Raw genomic sequence first — 15,942 nt, forward strand, 5'->3', positions numbered from 1 at the left:
CCGGCCGATGTAGTGGATGGCGCCGCACGAGTAGACGAGCTCGAACGGCCCGGCGGGGATCTCGCGGGCGACATCGCCGTGCACCCAGCGGACTCGCACACCGTGCGCGCGCGCGAGCCGCTCCGCCTTCTGGAGCCCGGCCGCCGAGACGTCCATCGCCGTCACGTCGTAGCCGCAGGCCGCGAAGTACACGCTGTCCCGCCCTTCGCCGCAGCCGAGCTCGAGGACGCGCGCGCCCGGCGGGAGGAGCGCGCGCACCTCGCGCGCGAAGGCCGAGGCCCGCAGGCCCCAGATGTATTCGTTGGGCGTGCGCGCGTACTCGCGGGCCCAGGGGCTCCGGGTCATCGCTTGAGCCACGCCACGTAGACGGCGCCCCCTTCGACCCTCACCTGATAGGCGGCGACCGAATGGCCGCCCGGGTGGTCGGGTCGGCCGGTCCTCACGTCGAACGACCAGCCGTGCCACGGACAGGAGACGACGGACCCGGTGAGCGTTCCTTCGGCGAGCGGTCCACCGCGGTGGGGGCAGACGGCGTTGATCGCGGAGATCTCGCCGTCCACGTTGAACAGGGCCATCGGCTTGTCGAAGGGGCCGACGACGAGCTTCGAGCTCCCCGGCCGGATCTCGGAGAGGTCGGCGACTCTGACGAAGGGCTGACGGACGACCGGATCCTGGGGCATCGGGTCCCCCCGCGTGCGGCTCGGTCGGATGTGGGCTGCATGGTCACGCAAGCGCCGTCCAAGGTCAAGCATCGGCGGATCGGGTAAGATCGCACCCGGGAGGGAACGTCATGAGCGAGGCGCTGAGCGGCATCCGCATTCTCGACCTCACCCAGTTCGAGGCGGGGACCTCGTGCACCGAGCTCCTCGCCTGGCTGGGCGCGGAGGTGATCAAGATCGAGGAGCCCGGGCGCGGCGAGCCGGGCCGCTACAGCCGCCAGGAGCGGCCGGGCATGGACAGCACCTACTTCATGCTGCTCAACGCCAACAAGAAGAGCGTCACCCTCAATCTGAAGCACGCCAAGGGGAAGACCATGTTCCTCGACATGGTCGGGCGGGCGGACGTCGTGGCGGAGAATCACGCGCCGGGCGCGCTCGACAAGCTCGGCCTCGGCTACGACGCGCTCGCCGCCCTCAACCCGCGCCTGGTGTATGTCTCGATCAAGGGCTTCGGCACCTACGGGCCGTACAGCGGCTACAAGAGCTTCGACATGATCGCGCAGGCCACGGGAGGCTCGATGACGCTGACGGGCACGCCGGACTCGCCGCCGCTGAAGCCCGGGGCGACGATCGGCGACACCGGCACGGGCGTCCACGCCGCGGTGGGCGTGCTCGCGGCGCTCCTGCAGCGGCAGCGCACCGGCCAGGGGCAGCGGGTCGAGGTCGCGATGCAGGACGCCGTCGTGAACTTCTGCCGGGTGGCGATGCGCCAGTACTACTCGCGGGGCGACGCCGTGCTGCGCAACGGCAACGAGGTCCCCAACACCGCCCCGTCGGGCATCTACCGGTGCGCGCCCGGCGGCGCCGACGACTACGTCTACATCTACGTCCAGCCCGTGCGCCCGCACATGTGGGACGCGCTGCTCCACGCCATCGGACGGGACGACCTCGTCGGCAATCCGGATTGGTCCGACCCGAAGTGGCGCGCCGCGCACAAGCACGAGGTGAATGGGCTGATCGAGCGCTGGACCTCGACCAGGACCAAGCACCAGGCGATGGCCGAGCTGGGCGCGGCGGGTGTGCCGGCCGGCGCGTGCCTGACCGCGGGGGAGATCCTGCACGATCCGCACCTCCGCGAGCGCGGCATGGTGGCGACCGTCAAGCATCCGACCTGGGGCGAGTTCACCATGCCCGGCAACCCGGTCCAGCTCTCCAAGTCGCCCACCGCTCTCGAGCCGGCGCCGCTGCTCGGCCAGCACAACGCCGAGGTCTACCGCGACTGGCTCTCCCTCGACGACCAGGCGCTCCAGCGCCTCAAGACCGAGGGCGTGATCTGAGGGGACGGCGACCGGCGGATCAGTCGATGTAGAGCGCGCTGGAGCGCGGACGTGACCGATCATGCTCACGACGCGCCTCCTCGATCAGGGCTTGCGCAGGCGCATCTCCTCGTAGGGCCCGGCGAAGTAGAGCAGCGGGTTCAGGCCGATCGCCGGCTCCTCCACGCGCGGTCCGACGCCGTGCAGCGTGGCGGGCTCGAAGATCGGCGCGTGCATGACGCGCTCGTGCATCAGCCGCTGGATCTGGTGCAGCAGCGCCTCGCGCCGCTTGCGGTCGCGCTCCTGCGCCTGCTGGACGAAAAGATCGTCGATGTCCGGATACCCGCCGTAAACGTACGCTGAGCCGCTGGCGACGAACGTCTCGATGCGGGAGGCGGCGTTGCCCTGCGCGGCCGTCGCGTTCATGATGAGGCCCGTGAGCTTCTTCGCCCGCCACGCCTCGAGGAACGCCGCCCGCTCGAGGCTCCGCACCCGCGTGCGAATGCCCACCGCGCCCAGGTTGTTGGCGACGGCCTCCCCCATCGTGGTGAACGGCGGGAGGGGCGTGATGTCGCCGGCGTCGAAGCCGTTGGGATAGCCGGCCTCGGCCAGGAGGCGCTTCGCCCGCGCGGGGTCGTAGGGATACGGTGGGATCCGCAGCTGGAACTCCATGACGCTCGGGATGATCGAGCCCGTGAGACGCGAGTAGCCGAGCCGCTCCGCCTCGTTGATGCCCTGCTTGTCGATGGCGAGGTTCACCGCCAGCCGCACGCGGCGGTCGTGCCACGGCGAGCCCGGCTTCCACTGCTCGGGGAACTCCACCCACCACGTCGCCGACGGGATCACCTGGGCCAGGCGCAGCTTGGGATCGGCCTTGACCGTCGCCGCCTCGAGGCCGACCATCAGGTAGCCGATGTCCACCTCGCCCGTCTTCAGCATGGCGAGCCGCGTCGTGCGGTCGGGGACGCCCTTGATGACGATGCGCTTGATCGACGGCTTCTTGCGCCAGTACTGCTCGTTCGCCTCGAGCACGATCTCGAGGCCGGGGGTCATGCTCACGAAGCGGTAGGGTCCGAGCCCGACGGGCTGACGCCTGAAGCCGTCCTCGCCGACCTTCTCGATGTACTTCTTCGGCACGGCCCAGGCGGCGCCCGTGGCCGGGGTCGCGTAGAAGACGAGGAAGTCCGGCCAGGGCTTGTGCAGCACGAACCGCACGCGATACGGGTCGAGGACGTCCACCGACTTCACCCGCTCGTGGAGGAGCTTGGCCGACGCGCCCTTGTAGCGCAGGAAGCTGAACTTCACGTCCTCGGCGGTGAAGGGGTCGCCGTTGTGGAACTTGAGCCCCTCGCGCAGCTTGAACTCGTACGTGAGCCCGTCCGCGCTCTCCCGCCAGGACTCGGCCAGGCACGGCGCCATGTCGTTGCCGGGCAGGGGCTTCATCAGCGCGTCGTGGAGCGCGTACATGAACACGAAGGGCGTGCCGAGCCCGGAGGTCTCGGCGGGATCGAGGAACGTGGGGGCGATCGAGGCGTCGAAGGCGATCGCCAGCTGCCCTTCGGGCTGAGCCTGCGCGCTGGTCCCGCCCGTCAGTGCTGAGACCAGGACGAATGCGACGACGGCGGCGAGCCATCGTGAACGATCACGAGTGGTCATGTAGGGGGCACTCTCCGCCGCGGGCGGCGCCTTGTCAAGGCTGGACGGGCGCGCGAGCCTTCGCCACGGCGGCGGCCAGGTAGCCGAGCAGCGCCGGCTCGGACGCGAACTCGGGCGTGGTGTCGGGAACGCCGAGATAGTAGATCGTCAGCGCGGGCGCGTCCGCGCGCCAGTCATCCGCCGTGCGATAGAGCCGGATCTCCCGCCGGGGAAAGTCGCCGAACGTCGCGCGTGGGCTCCGGACGTCGACGCTCCCGGTCACGGCCGAGCCGGGGGCGACCGGACGGCGCGCGCGCGTGAACGGATCCACCGCGTCGACACGGACGTACGCGTACGCGGCGCCGGCGAGCGCGACGCGGATGACGACCTGCGTCTCGTCCTCGACCGGCGCGCGCAGGACGCCCCACACGACGGCGATCCCGGAGCTCACGAACACCGAGCTCTCGCCGTGGAGCTCGGGCGCCTGGCCGCCGGCCGGCGCCGGCGCACCCGGCAGCGCCAGCGCGAGCGCCACGACGGCGGGCGCGAGCCGGCGCCGCATCACGCCCCGCGGAGGAGCCGGAGGCCTTCGGCCGGCAGCCTGACGACGACGGGCTGGCCGGGTGCCCACGCGGCGCGCGGCCCGGGGTTGTACTGGGTGACCTGGAGCACGTCCGTGCCGAACCGCACCTGATACTCGACCTTCTCGCCGAGGAAGGTGCGGGCGAGCACGACGCCCGGCGGGCCCTCGCCTCCCGGCGGCAGGAGCTCCACCGCCTCGGGACGAACGACCAGGCGGACGGCCTCGCCAGGGGCCGGCGCGAGCCCGGCGTCTTCCACGCGCAGCCGGTGGCCCATCGCCTCGACGTCCACCCGGCCGGCGGCCGTCGCGAGGACGCGCGCCGACACGAGGTTCACCCGACCGATGAACTGCGCGACGAACTCGGAGCCCGGCCTGCGATAGAGATCCTCGGCGGTCCCCTCCTGGACGATCGTCCCGCCGCTCATCACCGCGATGCGGTCGGAGATCGCCATGGCTTCTTCCTGGTCGTGCGTGACGTACACCGCGGTGATCGACAGCGCCTTCTGGAGTCCGCGGATCTCCCCGCGCATGTGCAGGCGGAGCTTGGCGTCCAGGTTCGAGAGCGGCTCGTCGAAGAGGAGCACGCGGGGCCGGATGACGATCGCCCGCGCGAGGGCCACGCGCTGCTGCTCGCCGCCGGAGAGCTGCTGCGGGAACTGCCGCTCGTGGCCCGCGAGCCCCGCCATGCCGAGGATCTCGCCGACGGCGCGCGCGATCTCGGCCTCGGGCCGCCGCTGCACGCGGAGCCCGTAGGCGACGTTCTCGAAGACCGTGAGGTGGGGGAAGAGCGCGTAGTTCTGGAACACGAACCCGAGGTTCCGCCGATTGGCCGCGAGCCCCGTCACGTCCTCGCCGCCGATGAAGACGCGCCCCGCGTCGGGCTGCTCGAAGCCGGCGATCATCCGGAGCGTGGTCGTCTTGCCGCAGCCGGACGGGCCGAGCAGGGTCACGAATTCCCCGGGCTCGACGCTGAGGCTCACGTCCCGCGCGGCGTGGACCTCGCCCCGCACGCGATGGGCGAAGCGCTTGGTGAGGCGGTCGAGGCGGATGCCGACGGCGCTCATCCGAGCACGTGGGGGGCCCCGACACGGCCCCCCACACCCCCCAACGCTCGGCGCGCCCCGGGGGACCCATGGCGCTCCTCGGCCACGCGCGCGCTCATCATCACTCGCCCAGGAGGCTCGCCACCGCGACCTCGCCCCGGGCGCGGAGCCGCCGGAGGAGCCAGGCGAGCGCGCTCATGACCGCGAACACGATCGCGACGACCAGCATCGAGAACGCCGCCGCCGGGCCGAGCGAAAGCTCGGTCATGTTCTCGAGGATCCGGACGGTGATCAGCGTCCAGTTGATCGAGATGAGGAAGATCGTCGCGCTGATCGCCGTCATCGAGCGGATGAAAACCACGCCGAGGCCGGCGAAGAACGCGGGGACGATCAGGGGCAGCGTGACCCGGCGGAACGTCGTGCCGCTGCCCGCGCCCAGCGACCGGGACGCCTCCTCGAGGCTCGGATCGATCTGCTGGAGGAGGGCCACCGTCGTCCGGATCCCGGTCGGGCTGTAGCGGAAGACGTAACAGGCGATGATGATCAGCGCCGTGCCGGTCAGGACCAGCGGCGGGTCGTTGAACGCGATGAGATAGGCGATCCCCACGATCGTCCCCGGCAGCGCGTAGTTCACCATGGAGACGACTTCCATCGTCCGGCGTCCGGGGAACGCCTTTCGCGCGACGAGATAGCCGAGCACGATGCCGTAGACGCCGCCGAGCGGCATCCCGATGCCCGCGATGATCAGCGTGTCCACGATGGCCCTGACACCCTCGGTGAAGATCACGTGGTAGTGGCGCCAGGTGACCGCGTGATTCGCCCCGAGGGCGACGACGACCGACGCGTAGGCGAGGAGCGCGTAGAAGTAGCCGATGACGGCGGCGACCAGCAGGCACGCGGCCAGGAGCAGCCAGCGGACCCAGGGCACCACGCTCTTGATCGCCGTCTCCCCGCCGCTCTTGCCGGTGACGGTGACGTAGTACCGCCGTCCGACCCAGTAGCGCTGCAGGAGGTACACGACGAACGCCGGGACCAGCAGGACGAAGGAGAGCACGGCGCCGCCCTTGAGGTCGAAGAGGCCCGTGATCTGGAGATACGCCTGGGTCGGCAGCACGGGGAAGGCGTTGCCGGCCAGGATGAGCGGCGTGGCGAAGTCGGCGAGCGACGCCGCGAAGAGGAGGAGGAAGGCGTTGGCGAGGCCCGGCACCGCCAGCGGCAGCGTCACCGTCCGGAAGACGCGCCAGCGGGAGCCGCCCAGGCTCGCGGCCATGTCCTCGACGTTGGGATCGATGGCGGCCAAGATCGGCTTGAGCGTCAGGTAGGCGATCGGAAAATACGTCAGCGTCTCCGAGAAGAGCGTGCTCCAGAGGCCGTAGACCGTGAAGCCCTTGAGGCCGAGGAGCTGGTGGGTCAGGAGCCCGCGCGCGCCGAAGGAGAAGATCATCGCGATCGCGGTCGTGAACGGGGGCGAGATCAGCGGCAGAAGCGTCGTCGCGTCGAGCACGGCGACCCACGCCCGCGGCAGGTTCGCGCGCGCGGCGGTGAAGGCGAAGAGGAAGCCGAGCCCGGTGCCGGCGAGCCCGACCAGCGTCCCGAGGAGGAGGCTGTTGCCGAGGGCGCGGAGGTTGTTCGGGTCGCGGAGGATCGCGACGAGCGGACCGAGCGCCGGCCGCCCGCCGTCGAGGAACACCCGGCCGAGCAGCGCCCCGAGCGGGAAGATCACGAACAGGACGAGGAGCGCCCACAGCAGGACGACGGTGACGAGGAGCGCCGGGTCCCGGCGCAGCGTCTCACTCCTTGAGATTGAGGACCTCGTTCACCCAGCGCTCGACGATGCGCTTGCGGTTGGCGCCCGCGTAGGCGTCGTCGATCGGAAAGATCCTGGCGCCCCGGAGCACCTCGGCCAGGCCCGGCTCGACCGCCACCTCGGGGTGGGCCGGAACGAAGTTGATCTTGTGCGGAGCGTACAGGCGCTGCATCGCGGGCGACGCCGCCCAGTCGATCAGCTTCCGGCCGAGCTCCGGGTTCTTCGCCCCCTTGATCAGCGCGATCGCCTCGGCCGAGGTGCCGATCCCTTCCCGCGGGAAGCTGATCGTGACGTCGTAGCCCTTGGCCTTGGTGTCGAGCGCGTCCACGATGAAGAAGATACCGGCGCCGGCCTGGCCGAGCCCCACCGGCAGCGTGCCGCCGCCCCCGCTCTTCGTGTAGAGCTGGACGTTGCGACGCTTCTTCTTCATGTACTCGAAGGCCTTCTGCTCGTCGCGCCCGTTGACCTCGAGGATCGAGAAGATCCGGGTCACCGCGGTGCCCGACGTGCGCGCGTCGGCCATCTGGAGCATGTTCTTGTACGCGGGGTTCAGGAGATCGTCCCACGAGGCCGGAGGCTTCAGGTTGTTCTCCTTCAGGAACTTCGTGTTGCTCATGAAGACGAGCGGGTCGTCGGCGATGGCGACCCAGTAGCCCTCCGCGTGCTTGAAGCGCGCGGGCAGCGTCGCGAACGTCGGCGGCTTGTGCGGCTCGAAGATCCCCTCCTTGATCCCGGCCGCGAAGGTTTCCACCGGCCCGCCGAAGAGGACGTCGACGCGCGGGTTGTTCTTCTCGGCGATCAGGCGCGCCAGCGCCTCGCCCGACGAGAAGCGGACGAAGTTCACCTTGATCCCGGTCGCCTTCTCGAACTCCTGGAGCATCGGCCGGGCCCAGTTCTCCGGCCAGATCGAGTAGGCGTTGAGCGTGTCGCCCGCGGGCGCGGGCGCCGCCAGCGCCACCACCGTGAGCAGCACGACCAGCGTGCGTCGGACGAGTCTCATGGCACCTCCAGGTCAGCGCACTTCGTAGCCGGGTGAGACCTCGGTCTCCATCTCCGCCGGCGATGCCGGACGGCCGTCGAAGAACATCGCGATCTGCTCGCCGAGGCGCCGCTTGCGGTTGATCTTCACGACGACGTTCCACTCGTCGTGCGCGCCGCTCGAGTAGGCGCTCGACGCGCGGAGGGCGTAGTAGCGGACGAACGCATGCCGGCGCGGCGCGTTGTCGGCGACCTCCTGGCGGAATCTGCCATCCGTCGCCGCGCGCGTCGCGACGTAGCGGCCGAGGCAGCCGGTGACGTCGTCCCGGCCGCAGCCGAAGAAGGCGCGCATGTCGCCCGGCCCCGTGAAATGGGCCATGTCGAAGTCCTTGCCGGTGCCGTCCTCGCCGGCGAGGAGCTCGGTGAACATCACCATGTACTCGCCGCCGCCGGCCGGCTTGCCGTCGACGTCGGGCATCTGGTACGTGCCGGGGTCGAGCACCCACACAGCGCCACCGTACTCCTTCTCGAGCCTGACCTTGACCGAGGCCGCAATCTCGATGTTGACGGGCTCGAACCCGCCGCCGCGCGGGCTGATCGGCGTGCTGGCGTAGACGATGAGCTTCCCGGCCTGACGCTGCGCGCGGACGTCGCCGCGGATCCGCTGGAGCTGGTTCGCGATCACCCCGTTGAACGCGGGGTCCGCGCAGTACTTCATCGCGAGGCTCGTGGTGACGGCGACCCTCGGCGGGGTGCACGCCGCGGCCGAGACTTCAGGGCGGGCCGCGAGCAGCGTCGCGGCGATCAGGGCCGCCTGGACGGCACGCCGAACGCTCCGCTCTGTCATTGCCGCTCCTCGCTGGCGAGATCCGGACGCGCCGCCCGGTGCGCCTAGAAACCTATGCCGGGGAGGGCGACGAGGTCAAGGGCGGGCGTGCGGCCACGATCTCGACTAGAATCACCCCCACGACCCAGGCCGGCGGAGGACACGGTGCAGCGGAGCGAGAAGCGGATCCTCGTCACCCACGTCGGCAGCCTGCCGCGGCCCGCGGCGCTGCGCGAGCTCCTGGTGCGGCAGGACCGCGGCGAGGCCGTGGACGGCGCCGCCCTCGAGCGCGAGATCGACGCCGCGATGCGCCGGATGATCGACAAGCAGCTCGAGGCCGGCGTGGACGTCGGCAACGACGGCGAGCAGCCGCGCCCGGGGTTCTCGACCTACGTGGCCCGGCGCATGCGCGGCTTCGGGGGCGAGAGCCGCCGCGCCCTCGCGCGCGACCTCATCGACTTCCCGGACTACGCCGCGCTGCTCGAGGCCCGCCGCCGCGGGGCGGCGCGGATCGGCAACGCCCCGCAGGCCGTCGCCGAGGTCGAGTACGCCGACCTCGGCGACGCCAAGCGCGAGTGCGAGCTCTTCCTCCGTCACACGGACGCCCACCCGAGGAAGTTCGCCGAGCGGTTCATGACGGCCGCCTCACCGGGCGTCATCGCCACGATCCTGCTCTCGGCCTGGTACGACTCCCACGAGCGCTACGTGACCGCGCTCGCCCGGGAGATGCGCAAGGAGTACGAGCTCATCCACTCCTATGGCCTGCTACTCCAGGTGGACTGCCCCGACCTCGCCATGGAGCGCGCGCGGTTCTTCCAGCACGAGCCGCTCGAGCGGTTCCAGCAGATGGTGGAGCTCCACGTGGACGCGATCAACCGCGCGACCGCGGGCATCCCGCCCGAGCGGATCCGCCTGCACGTCTGCTGGGGGAACTACGACGGCCCGCACACCCACGACGTGCCGCTCGAGGCCGTACTGCCCCTCCTCTATCGGGCGCGCGTCGGCGCCCTCTCCCTGCCGCTGGCGAACCCGCGCCACCAGCACGAGTACCGCGTATTCAAGCGCCATCCGCTGCCCGACGCGATGCTCCTGCTGCCCGGCGTGATCGACACGACGACGAACTACGTCGAGCATCCCGAGGTCGTCGCCGACCGCATCTGCCAGGCGGTGGACGCGGTCGGTGACCGCACGCGCGTGATCGCGTCCACGGACTGCGGCTTCGGCACCTTCGCCGGCTCCGAGATGGTCGCGGACAGCGTCGTCTGGGCCAAGCTCGGGGCGCTCAAGGCCGGCGCCGCGATCGCCACCGAGCGGCTCTGGGGCCGATGACGCACGCCGCGCCCGCGCCCGCCGTCGTCGCCGAGCTCCTGCGCAGCGCCATGAGGACGCTGCGCGCCGAGGTGACCGCGCTCCCGGCGCAGGCGCTCGCGTTCCACCCCGCGTCCGGCGAGTGGTGCGTCAAGGAGGTCCTCGGCCACCTGATCGAGACCGAGCGCCGCGGCTTCGCCGGCCGCATCCGGATCATCCTCGCCGAAACCACGCCGCGGCTCCAGACCTGGGACCAGGACGAGGTGGCGCGCGAGCGGCGCGACTGCGAGCGGGACGGCGCGGCCCTGCTCGGCGCGCTCGCGCGGATGCGTGACGACAGCGTCGCGCTCGTGCGGGGCCTCGGCGCCGAGGATCTCGAGCGCGCCGGCGAGCACCCGAAGGTCGGCCGCCTGCGCGTGGCCGACCTCCTGCAGGAGTGGGTCCACCACGACCGCAATCACGTCAAGCAGATCCTGGCGAACGTCCAGGCGTACGTGTGGCCCCACATGGGCAACACGCAGAAGTTCTCGGCCGACTAGCGTTCCGTCCGCGAAGTCATGTTAACGACGGCCGCGCGTTCGGGCCGCGCACCGGGCCGACGGGCGCGTGCGGCAGGGGTCGACGGGATCCGTTCCCGCCCGCGGGCGGCGGGCCCCGCGTCCCCCGGTGGAGCCCAGCCGCAACGGGGCGGCGCACGCGTGCCGCGTGGTCCCGCGATCCCTGCCGCGCGTACCCGGCGGCCCCGGCGCCGCGCGCTGGCGGGCGCTCGACATGACGTCGAGGACGGGACACTAGCGCCCGAGGTCGAACGCGGCGGTCAGGTCGTTGGCGGCGGCGTCCCGCGTCGCGAGCGGCGCCAGTCCCCAGCGCGTCTCGATGAATTTCAGGATCGACGTCGTGTCGTAGAGCGTGTGGTCCACGTGACGGCGCTTCGCCCAGGGCGACACGATGACCGCCGGCACGCGCGTCCCCGGGCCCCAGCGATCGGTCCTCGGCGGCGGCACGTGGTCCCAGCGGCCGCCGTTCTCGTCGTACGTGATGATGATCGCCGTGCCCGGCCAGTACGGGCTCGCCATGACGGCCTGCACGATCTCGGCGACGTGCGCCTGCCCCGTCGAGAGGTTCGCGTAGCCCGGGTGCTCGTTGTCCGGGCCCAGCGGCTTGATGAACGACACGGCGGGCAGGCGCCCGGCGCGGAGGTCGGTGAGAAAATCCCTCTCGTCCTTCAGGTGTCGGGCCTTCTCCGCGGTGCCGTCGGCCCAGCGCGCGAAGTAGGCGAACGGGTGATGGTGGTACTGGAAGATCCGGTGCGCCCGGCCGGCGAGCGCGTCGTCCCAGCCGCCCGCGTACCACGCCCACGAGACGCCCTTGTCGCTGAGCCGGTCGCCGATCGTCGGCGCCGTCAGATTCGGCAGGAGCTGGCGCGCGTCGGTGATGCGCGCCGGGTGAGGCTGGTTCACGGTGTACGCGGTGTTGACCACGTACCCGTCGGGCGTGACGTCGCCGTCCCGGACGATCATGCCGGCGGCGTCGAGCACGACCCGCCGATCCGCAGGTGCCTCGGGCCACGCCGGCGTGCAGGCGCAGATCAGCCAGGCGTGGTTGAGGAACGAGCCGCCGAACGCGGCGTGGAAGAAGTTGTCGGCGAGGACGTACTGCTGCGCCAGCCTGCCGACCGGCATGTCCGTCGCGTCGTAGTAGCTCATGACGAGCCCGCCGACGCCGCCCCACGCCACGAACCGGTCCATCCTGCCGCCGTTGATCTGGTACTGCTGCTGGTAGAAGCGGTGAACGGGATTTCCCGCGGTGTCGGAGGGCGGGACGTACGGAGCCAGGTCGAACGGCGCGACGGGCAGGCCCTCGGGGATGCGCCGGTCGGGCATGCCCCGGTAGTCGAGCGCGGGCGGCAGGACCGCGTAGGGTTTTCCCGCCTTGTCCGTCTGCGGAACCGTGGCCGCGGCGCGCGCGAGACCGTTGGCCCCCGGGAATTTCCCGAAGAGCCCATCGAAGCTCCAGTTCTCCTGGTAGATCACGATCACGTGCGTGATGCGGTCGAGCGCGGGCACCGGCCGGGCGGGCGTCGTGCAGGCGGCGGCCAGCGGGAGCAGCGCGAGCGCGCGGAGCAGCAGCGACGGGGCGCGTCTCAAGGTTTCTCCTCGACAACGCGAGTCACTCGATCACCCGATCCGCGCGCAGCACGACCGACCGCGGGATCGTGAGCCCGAGCGCCTTCGCGGTCTTGAGGTTGATCACCAACTCGAACTTGGTGGGTTGCTCGACGGGCAGACCGGCGGGCCTGGCGCCCTTCAGGATCTTGTCCACGTAGGTGGCGCCGCGCCGGTACAAATCGGCGTAGTCGGCGGCATAGGCCAGAAGGCCCCCGACCTCGACATGCTCCCTTGAGCCATACATCGCCGGCAGCCGCGCCTTCGCGGCGAGGTCTGCGATCCGTGTTCGGTGAAGAAAGAACAGCGTGTCCGCCACGACGAGAAGCGCGCCGGCTCGCGCTCTGGTCATCGCCGCGAAGGCGCTGTCGAATTCGTCGGGACCTCGCGCCTCATGGAGCTGAGGCTGCATCCCTAACGACCGGGCTGCAACCACGATACCTTTCAACGCTGGTCCGTGGGAGAAATTGGCCGGATTCCAGAGCACGGCCACACGGGAGACCATCGGAACGGCCTCCTTCAACAACTCCAGCTGCTTGGGCCATAACTCATCGCTGATGGCGGCCAGGCCCGTGATATTTCCGCCCGGCCGCGCGAGGCTTGCGACAAGTCCCACCCTGACAGGCTCGTTAACGACCATCATGACGATGGGAATCGTCGTGGTCACGTTCTTGGCTGCGAGCGCCGCCGTGGTGATCGCCGCAACGATAACGTCAACCTTGAGACCGACCAACTCTGCGGCGAGGCCGGGGAGACGCTCTTGCCTCCCCTCGGCCCAGCGGTACTCGATGACGATGTTCTGCCCCTCGACGTAACCACGCTCGCGCAGGCCTCGCCGGAACGCGTCGAGGAAGTGCGAGGCGGCAGACGGCGATGCACCCCCGAGGAAGCCGATCCTCGGGGCTTTCGCCGGCGGCTGCGTCTCAGCGGCGAGCGGCGCGACCAAAACGCCGAGGGTGAGGACGACCGCGAGCGCGGCGCGTGTGACCGTCATGCCGAATGTTCCGCGTCCTGAGGATACTCGGCTATGACGCCGATCGCGAGACGTAATCCCCGGAGCGACGCGCGACGCGTGATGCTGCCACCAACGCCACTCGCGTGGTAGTATCCGGTCACTCTGCCCCTGGAGGCCATATGCGCCGCATGAACGTGCTCGGACTCGCGCTCCTGTCGCTCGGTGTGCTCGTGACGCAGGCCACGGTCGGCTGGACCCAGGCGAAGCCGCCGATCACGGTCGCCCTCGTCGCCGCCATGTCGGGCGGCTCGGCGCTCTCGGGCGAGGCGATCAAGCGCGGCCTCACCGTCGCCATCGACGAGATCAACGCCCGGGGCGGCCTGCTCGGCGGCCGCAAGGTCGAGCTCGTCATCCGCGACGAGGAGGGCAACCCCTCGAAGGGCGTGACGGCCGCGCGCGACGTGATCGAGCGCGAGCGGGCGGTCGCGGTCTTCGGCGGGCTCCACTCGCCCGTGGGGCTCGCGATGCTGCCGGTGTTCCACGAGCTGCGCGTGCCGTACGTCGGGACGTGGGCCGCCGCGACGGCGATCACCCGCAACGGCCGGACGCCCAACTTCATGTTCCGCGTCTCCGCCAACGATGACATCGTGGACCACTTCCTGGCGAAGCACGTGACCGAGAAGCTCGGCAAGCGGAAGCCCGGCGTGATCCTCGAGAACACGCCCTGGGGCGCCTCGAACCAGGAGGGGCTCACGAAGTGGTTCGCCAAGCTCGGCGCCCAGCCGGTCGGCTTCGAGAAGTTCAACTGGAACGACTCCGACATGAGCGCGCAGCTCCTGCGCCTGAAGAACGGCGGCGCCGACGCGATCGTGATGGTCGCCAACGCCCCCGAGGGCGCGCAGGTCGTGAAGAGCCGGGCCAAGATCGGCTGGGACGTCCCCACGGTCTCCCACTGGGGGATCAGCGGCGGCCGGTTCGCGGAGCTGACCGGCGAGCTCTCCGAGTCGGTCGTCTTCGTGCAGACCTACTCGTTCTTCGGCAGGCAGAGCGCCGTCGGCGAGCGCGTCATCGCCGCGCTCAAGGCGAAGTACGGCGTGAAGGGCCCGGAGGACATCCTGGCGCCGGTCGGCACCGCGAACGCCTACGACGCCATGCACCTCGTCGCGCTCGCGATCGAGCGCGCGGGCGCCGCCGACGGGGCGAAGGTCCGCGACGCGCTCGAGAATCTCGGCGAGCACCGCGGGCTCATCAAGACGTACCGGCGGCCGTTCACGCTCGAGGAGCACGACGCGCTGACCGAGAACGACTACATCCTCGTCACGTGGCAGGGGGGCAAGATCGTCCCCGTCGCGATGAAGTAGGTGATCGTCCAGCTTCTCTTCAGCGGGCTCGCGCTCGGTAGCATGTACGCGCTCGTGGCACTCGGCTACAACATCACCTACGCCACGAGCCGCACGGTCAACTTCTCGCAGGGCCAGTCGGTGATGGTCGGCGCCGTCATCGCGTACGCGCTCCACGTCGGCGCGGGCTGGCCCCTGGTCCCGGCCGTGCTGGTGACGCTCGCGGCGCTGGCGGCGCTCGGCGTGCTCGTGGAGCGCGTGGCCGTGCGCCCGTTCCTCGCCGCGTCGTCCATCGCCTGGCTCCTCGCGACGATCGCGCTCGGGATCATCGCCGAGAACGTCACGATGCTCCTCTTCGGCAAGGACGCCCGCGCGTTCCCGTCCGGCCTCGCGCGGAAGCCGTGGACGATCCTCGGCGCCGGCGTGTACCCGCACGAGCTGCTCGTCCCGGCGGTCGGGATCGCGTTGATGGTCCTGGTGGAGCTCGCGTTCCGGCGCACGCTCGCCGGCCGCGCGCTCCGCGCGGTGGCGTTCGGCCACGACGCGGCCCGGCTCATGGGGATCGACGTCACGCGGACGATCAGCGTCGCCTACGCGCTCTCCTCGGTCCTCGCCGGCGTGGCCGGGATCCTCCTCGCGCCGCTCCTCAACGTCTCGGCGACCATGGGCACGACGATCGGGTTGAAGGCCTTCGCGGTGGCGATCATCGGGGGGATCGAGAGCGCGCGGGGGATCGTCGTCGCCGGCATCCTCTACGGGATCGTCGAGTCGGTCGTGGCCGGGTACCTCGGAACGGGCGTCCGCGAGATCGTCGGCTTCGGCCTCGTGATCCTCGTGCTGCTGGCCCGGCCGTGGGGGCTCTTCGGGGTCCCGGCGCCCCGGCGCGTGTAGGCGTGCTGCGGCTCGCCGGCGCGCTCGCGATCCTTCTCGCCGCCCTCGTCCCCCTCGTCACCGCCAACACCTACTACCTCTTCGTCGCGATGCTGATCGGCATCAGCATCGTCGTTACCACCGGCCTCAACGTGCTCGCCGGCGCCTCGGGCCAGGTGTCGCTCGGCCAGGCGGGCTTCTACGCGCTCGGCGCGTACGCGGGCGCGATCGTCGCCGCGCGCGCCGGGCTGTCCTTCTGGCTCGCGCTCCCCCTGGCCGCCGTGCTCGGCGTCGCCGTCGGCGCCGTGCTGGGCCTCGCCTCGCTCCGCGTCTCCGGGCCATACCTCGCGATGGTGACGATCGCGTTCGGCATCATCGTGGAGCACGGCCTGATCGAGTGGGACGCGCTCACGGGCGGATTCGGCGGGATCGCCGACATCCCGCGCCCGCGGCTCGG

The 15,942-nt window shown here is 70.8% G+C and carries 16 protein-coding genes; 6 read left to right on the plus strand and 10 right to left on the minus strand.

The window, feature by feature from the left end; genetic code table 11:
* Positions 1-345: class I SAM-dependent methyltransferase (locus VKG64_19890; protein HKB27302.1), on the minus strand; the 345-nt coding region annotated here is incomplete at its 3' end.
* Positions 342-680 carry a Rieske 2Fe-2S domain-containing protein gene (locus VKG64_19895; protein HKB27303.1) on the minus strand — a complete coding sequence of 113 codons (339 nt, stop codon included), beginning with the start codon at positions 678-680 and terminating at the stop codon, positions 342-344. The genes VKG64_19890 and VKG64_19895, both read right to left, overlap by 4 nt.
* A 110-nt stretch (positions 681-790) precedes the next feature.
* Here VKG64_19895 and VKG64_19900 point away from each other — a divergent pair, with 110 nt between their 5' ends.
* On the plus strand, positions 791-1,996 hold the full coding sequence (locus VKG64_19900) for a CoA transferase (GenBank protein ID HKB27304.1): 1,206 nt from the start codon (positions 791-793) through the stop codon (positions 1,994-1,996).
* An 84-nt stretch (positions 1,997-2,080) separates the two neighbouring features.
* On the opposite strand, the gene VKG64_19905 is transcribed toward VKG64_19900, so the two are convergent.
* From VKG64_19905 to VKG64_19930, 6 genes are all read right to left on the minus strand, one after another.
* Positions 2,081-3,631, minus strand: a complete 1,551-nt coding sequence (locus tag VKG64_19905; protein HKB27305.1) for an ABC transporter substrate-binding protein — start codon at positions 3,629-3,631, stop codon at positions 2,081-2,083.
* Positions 3,632-3,665: 34 nt separating this feature from the next.
* Positions 3,666-4,175 (minus strand): hypothetical protein, encoded by a 510-nt coding sequence (locus VKG64_19910; GenBank protein ID HKB27306.1) that lies wholly within the window; start codon positions 4,173-4,175, stop codon positions 3,666-3,668.
* Positions 4,172-5,257: an ABC transporter ATP-binding protein gene (locus VKG64_19915; protein ID HKB27307.1), complete on the minus strand. Its 1,086-nt coding sequence runs from the start codon at positions 5,255-5,257 to the stop codon at positions 4,172-4,174. Before VKG64_19915 ends, VKG64_19910 begins: the two co-directional genes overlap by 4 nt.
* A gap of 100 nt (positions 5,258-5,357) precedes the next feature.
* Positions 5,358-6,959, minus strand: coding sequence for an iron ABC transporter permease (locus tag VKG64_19920; protein HKB27308.1), 1,602 nt, complete (start codon positions 6,957-6,959; stop codon positions 5,358-5,360).
* Between the two features lie 67 nt (positions 6,960-7,026).
* On the minus strand, positions 7,027-8,043 hold the full coding sequence (locus VKG64_19925; protein HKB27309.1) for an ABC transporter substrate-binding protein: 1,017 nt from the start codon (positions 8,041-8,043) through the stop codon (positions 7,027-7,029).
* A gap of 12 nt (positions 8,044-8,055) precedes the next feature.
* Positions 8,056-8,868, minus strand: a complete 813-nt coding sequence (locus VKG64_19930) for a hypothetical protein (protein HKB27310.1) — start codon at positions 8,866-8,868, stop codon at positions 8,056-8,058.
* Between the two features lie 144 nt (positions 8,869-9,012).
* On the opposite strand from VKG64_19930, the gene VKG64_19935 reads away from it, so the two are divergent.
* Entirely contained in the window at positions 9,013-10,176 is a 1,164-nt protein-coding gene (locus tag VKG64_19935; GenBank protein HKB27311.1) for a cobalamin-independent methionine synthase II family protein, read from the plus strand.
* Positions 10,173-10,694 (plus strand): DinB family protein, encoded by a 522-nt coding sequence (locus VKG64_19940; protein HKB27312.1) that lies wholly within the window; start codon positions 10,173-10,175, stop codon positions 10,692-10,694. Before VKG64_19935 ends, VKG64_19940 begins: the two co-directional genes overlap by 4 nt.
* A gap of 252 nt (positions 10,695-10,946) precedes the next feature.
* Here the strand turns inward: VKG64_19940 and VKG64_19945 are convergent, their stop codons facing one another.
* A complete protein-coding gene (locus VKG64_19945; GenBank protein HKB27313.1) occupies positions 10,947-12,302 on the minus strand; it encodes an alkaline phosphatase family protein in 1,356 nt (451 codons plus the stop codon).
* A gap of 22 nt (positions 12,303-12,324) precedes the next feature.
* Positions 12,325-13,314, minus strand: a complete 990-nt coding sequence (locus tag VKG64_19950; GenBank protein ID HKB27314.1) for an ABC transporter substrate-binding protein — start codon at positions 13,312-13,314, stop codon at positions 12,325-12,327.
* 149 nt (positions 13,315-13,463) lie between these two features.
* Here VKG64_19950 and VKG64_19955 point away from each other — a divergent pair, with 149 nt between their 5' ends.
* The 3 genes from VKG64_19955 to VKG64_19965 all read left to right on the plus strand — a co-directional run.
* On the plus strand, positions 13,464-14,636 hold the full coding sequence (locus VKG64_19955) for an ABC transporter substrate-binding protein (protein ID HKB27315.1): 1,173 nt from the start codon (positions 13,464-13,466) through the stop codon (positions 14,634-14,636).
* Positions 14,637-15,506: a branched-chain amino acid ABC transporter permease gene (locus VKG64_19960; protein ID HKB27316.1), complete on the plus strand. Its 870-nt coding sequence runs from the start codon at positions 14,637-14,639 to the stop codon at positions 15,504-15,506.
* A 2-nt stretch (positions 15,507-15,508) separates the two neighbouring features.
* The coding region (locus tag VKG64_19965; protein ID HKB27317.1) for a branched-chain amino acid ABC transporter permease at positions 15,509-15,942 on the plus strand (434 nt) is incomplete at its 3' end.

This window comes from Candidatus Methylomirabilota bacterium (assembly GCA_035260325.1).
In the GTDB taxonomy this organism is placed as follows: domain Bacteria; phylum Methylomirabilota; class Methylomirabilia; order Rokubacteriales; family CSP1-6; genus AR19.

What these genes read in the sequence shown, in the direction of transcription:
- VKG64_19895 (HKB27303.1), bottom strand. Translation starts at nt 680, where the DNA reads ATGCCCCAGGATCCGGTCGTCCGTCAGCCCTTCGTCAGAGTCGCCGAC.
- VKG64_19900 (HKB27304.1), top strand. Translation starts at nt 791, where the DNA reads ATGAGCGAGGCGCTGAGCGGCATCCGCATTCTCGACCTCACCCAGTTC.
- VKG64_19905 (HKB27305.1), bottom strand. Translation starts at nt 3,631, where the DNA reads ATGACCACTCGTGATCGTTCACGATGGCTCGCCGCCGTCGTCGCATTC.
- VKG64_19915 (HKB27307.1), bottom strand. Translation starts at nt 5,257, where the DNA reads ATGAGCGCCGTCGGCATCCGCCTCGACCGCCTCACCAAGCGCTTCGCC.
- VKG64_19925 (HKB27309.1), bottom strand. Translation starts at nt 8,043, where the DNA reads ATGAGACTCGTCCGACGCACGCTGGTCGTGCTGCTCACGGTGGTGGCG.
- VKG64_19930 (HKB27310.1), bottom strand. Translation starts at nt 8,868, where the DNA reads ATGACAGAGCGGAGCGTTCGGCGTGCCGTCCAGGCGGCCCTGATCGCC.
- VKG64_19940 (HKB27312.1), top strand. Translation starts at nt 10,173, where the DNA reads ATGACGCACGCCGCGCCCGCGCCCGCCGTCGTCGCCGAGCTCCTGCGC.
- VKG64_19950 (HKB27314.1), bottom strand. Translation starts at nt 13,314, where the DNA reads ATGACGGTCACACGCGCCGCGCTCGCGGTCGTCCTCACCCTCGGCGTT.
- VKG64_19955 (HKB27315.1), top strand. Translation starts at nt 13,464, where the DNA reads ATGAACGTGCTCGGACTCGCGCTCCTGTCGCTCGGTGTGCTCGTGACG.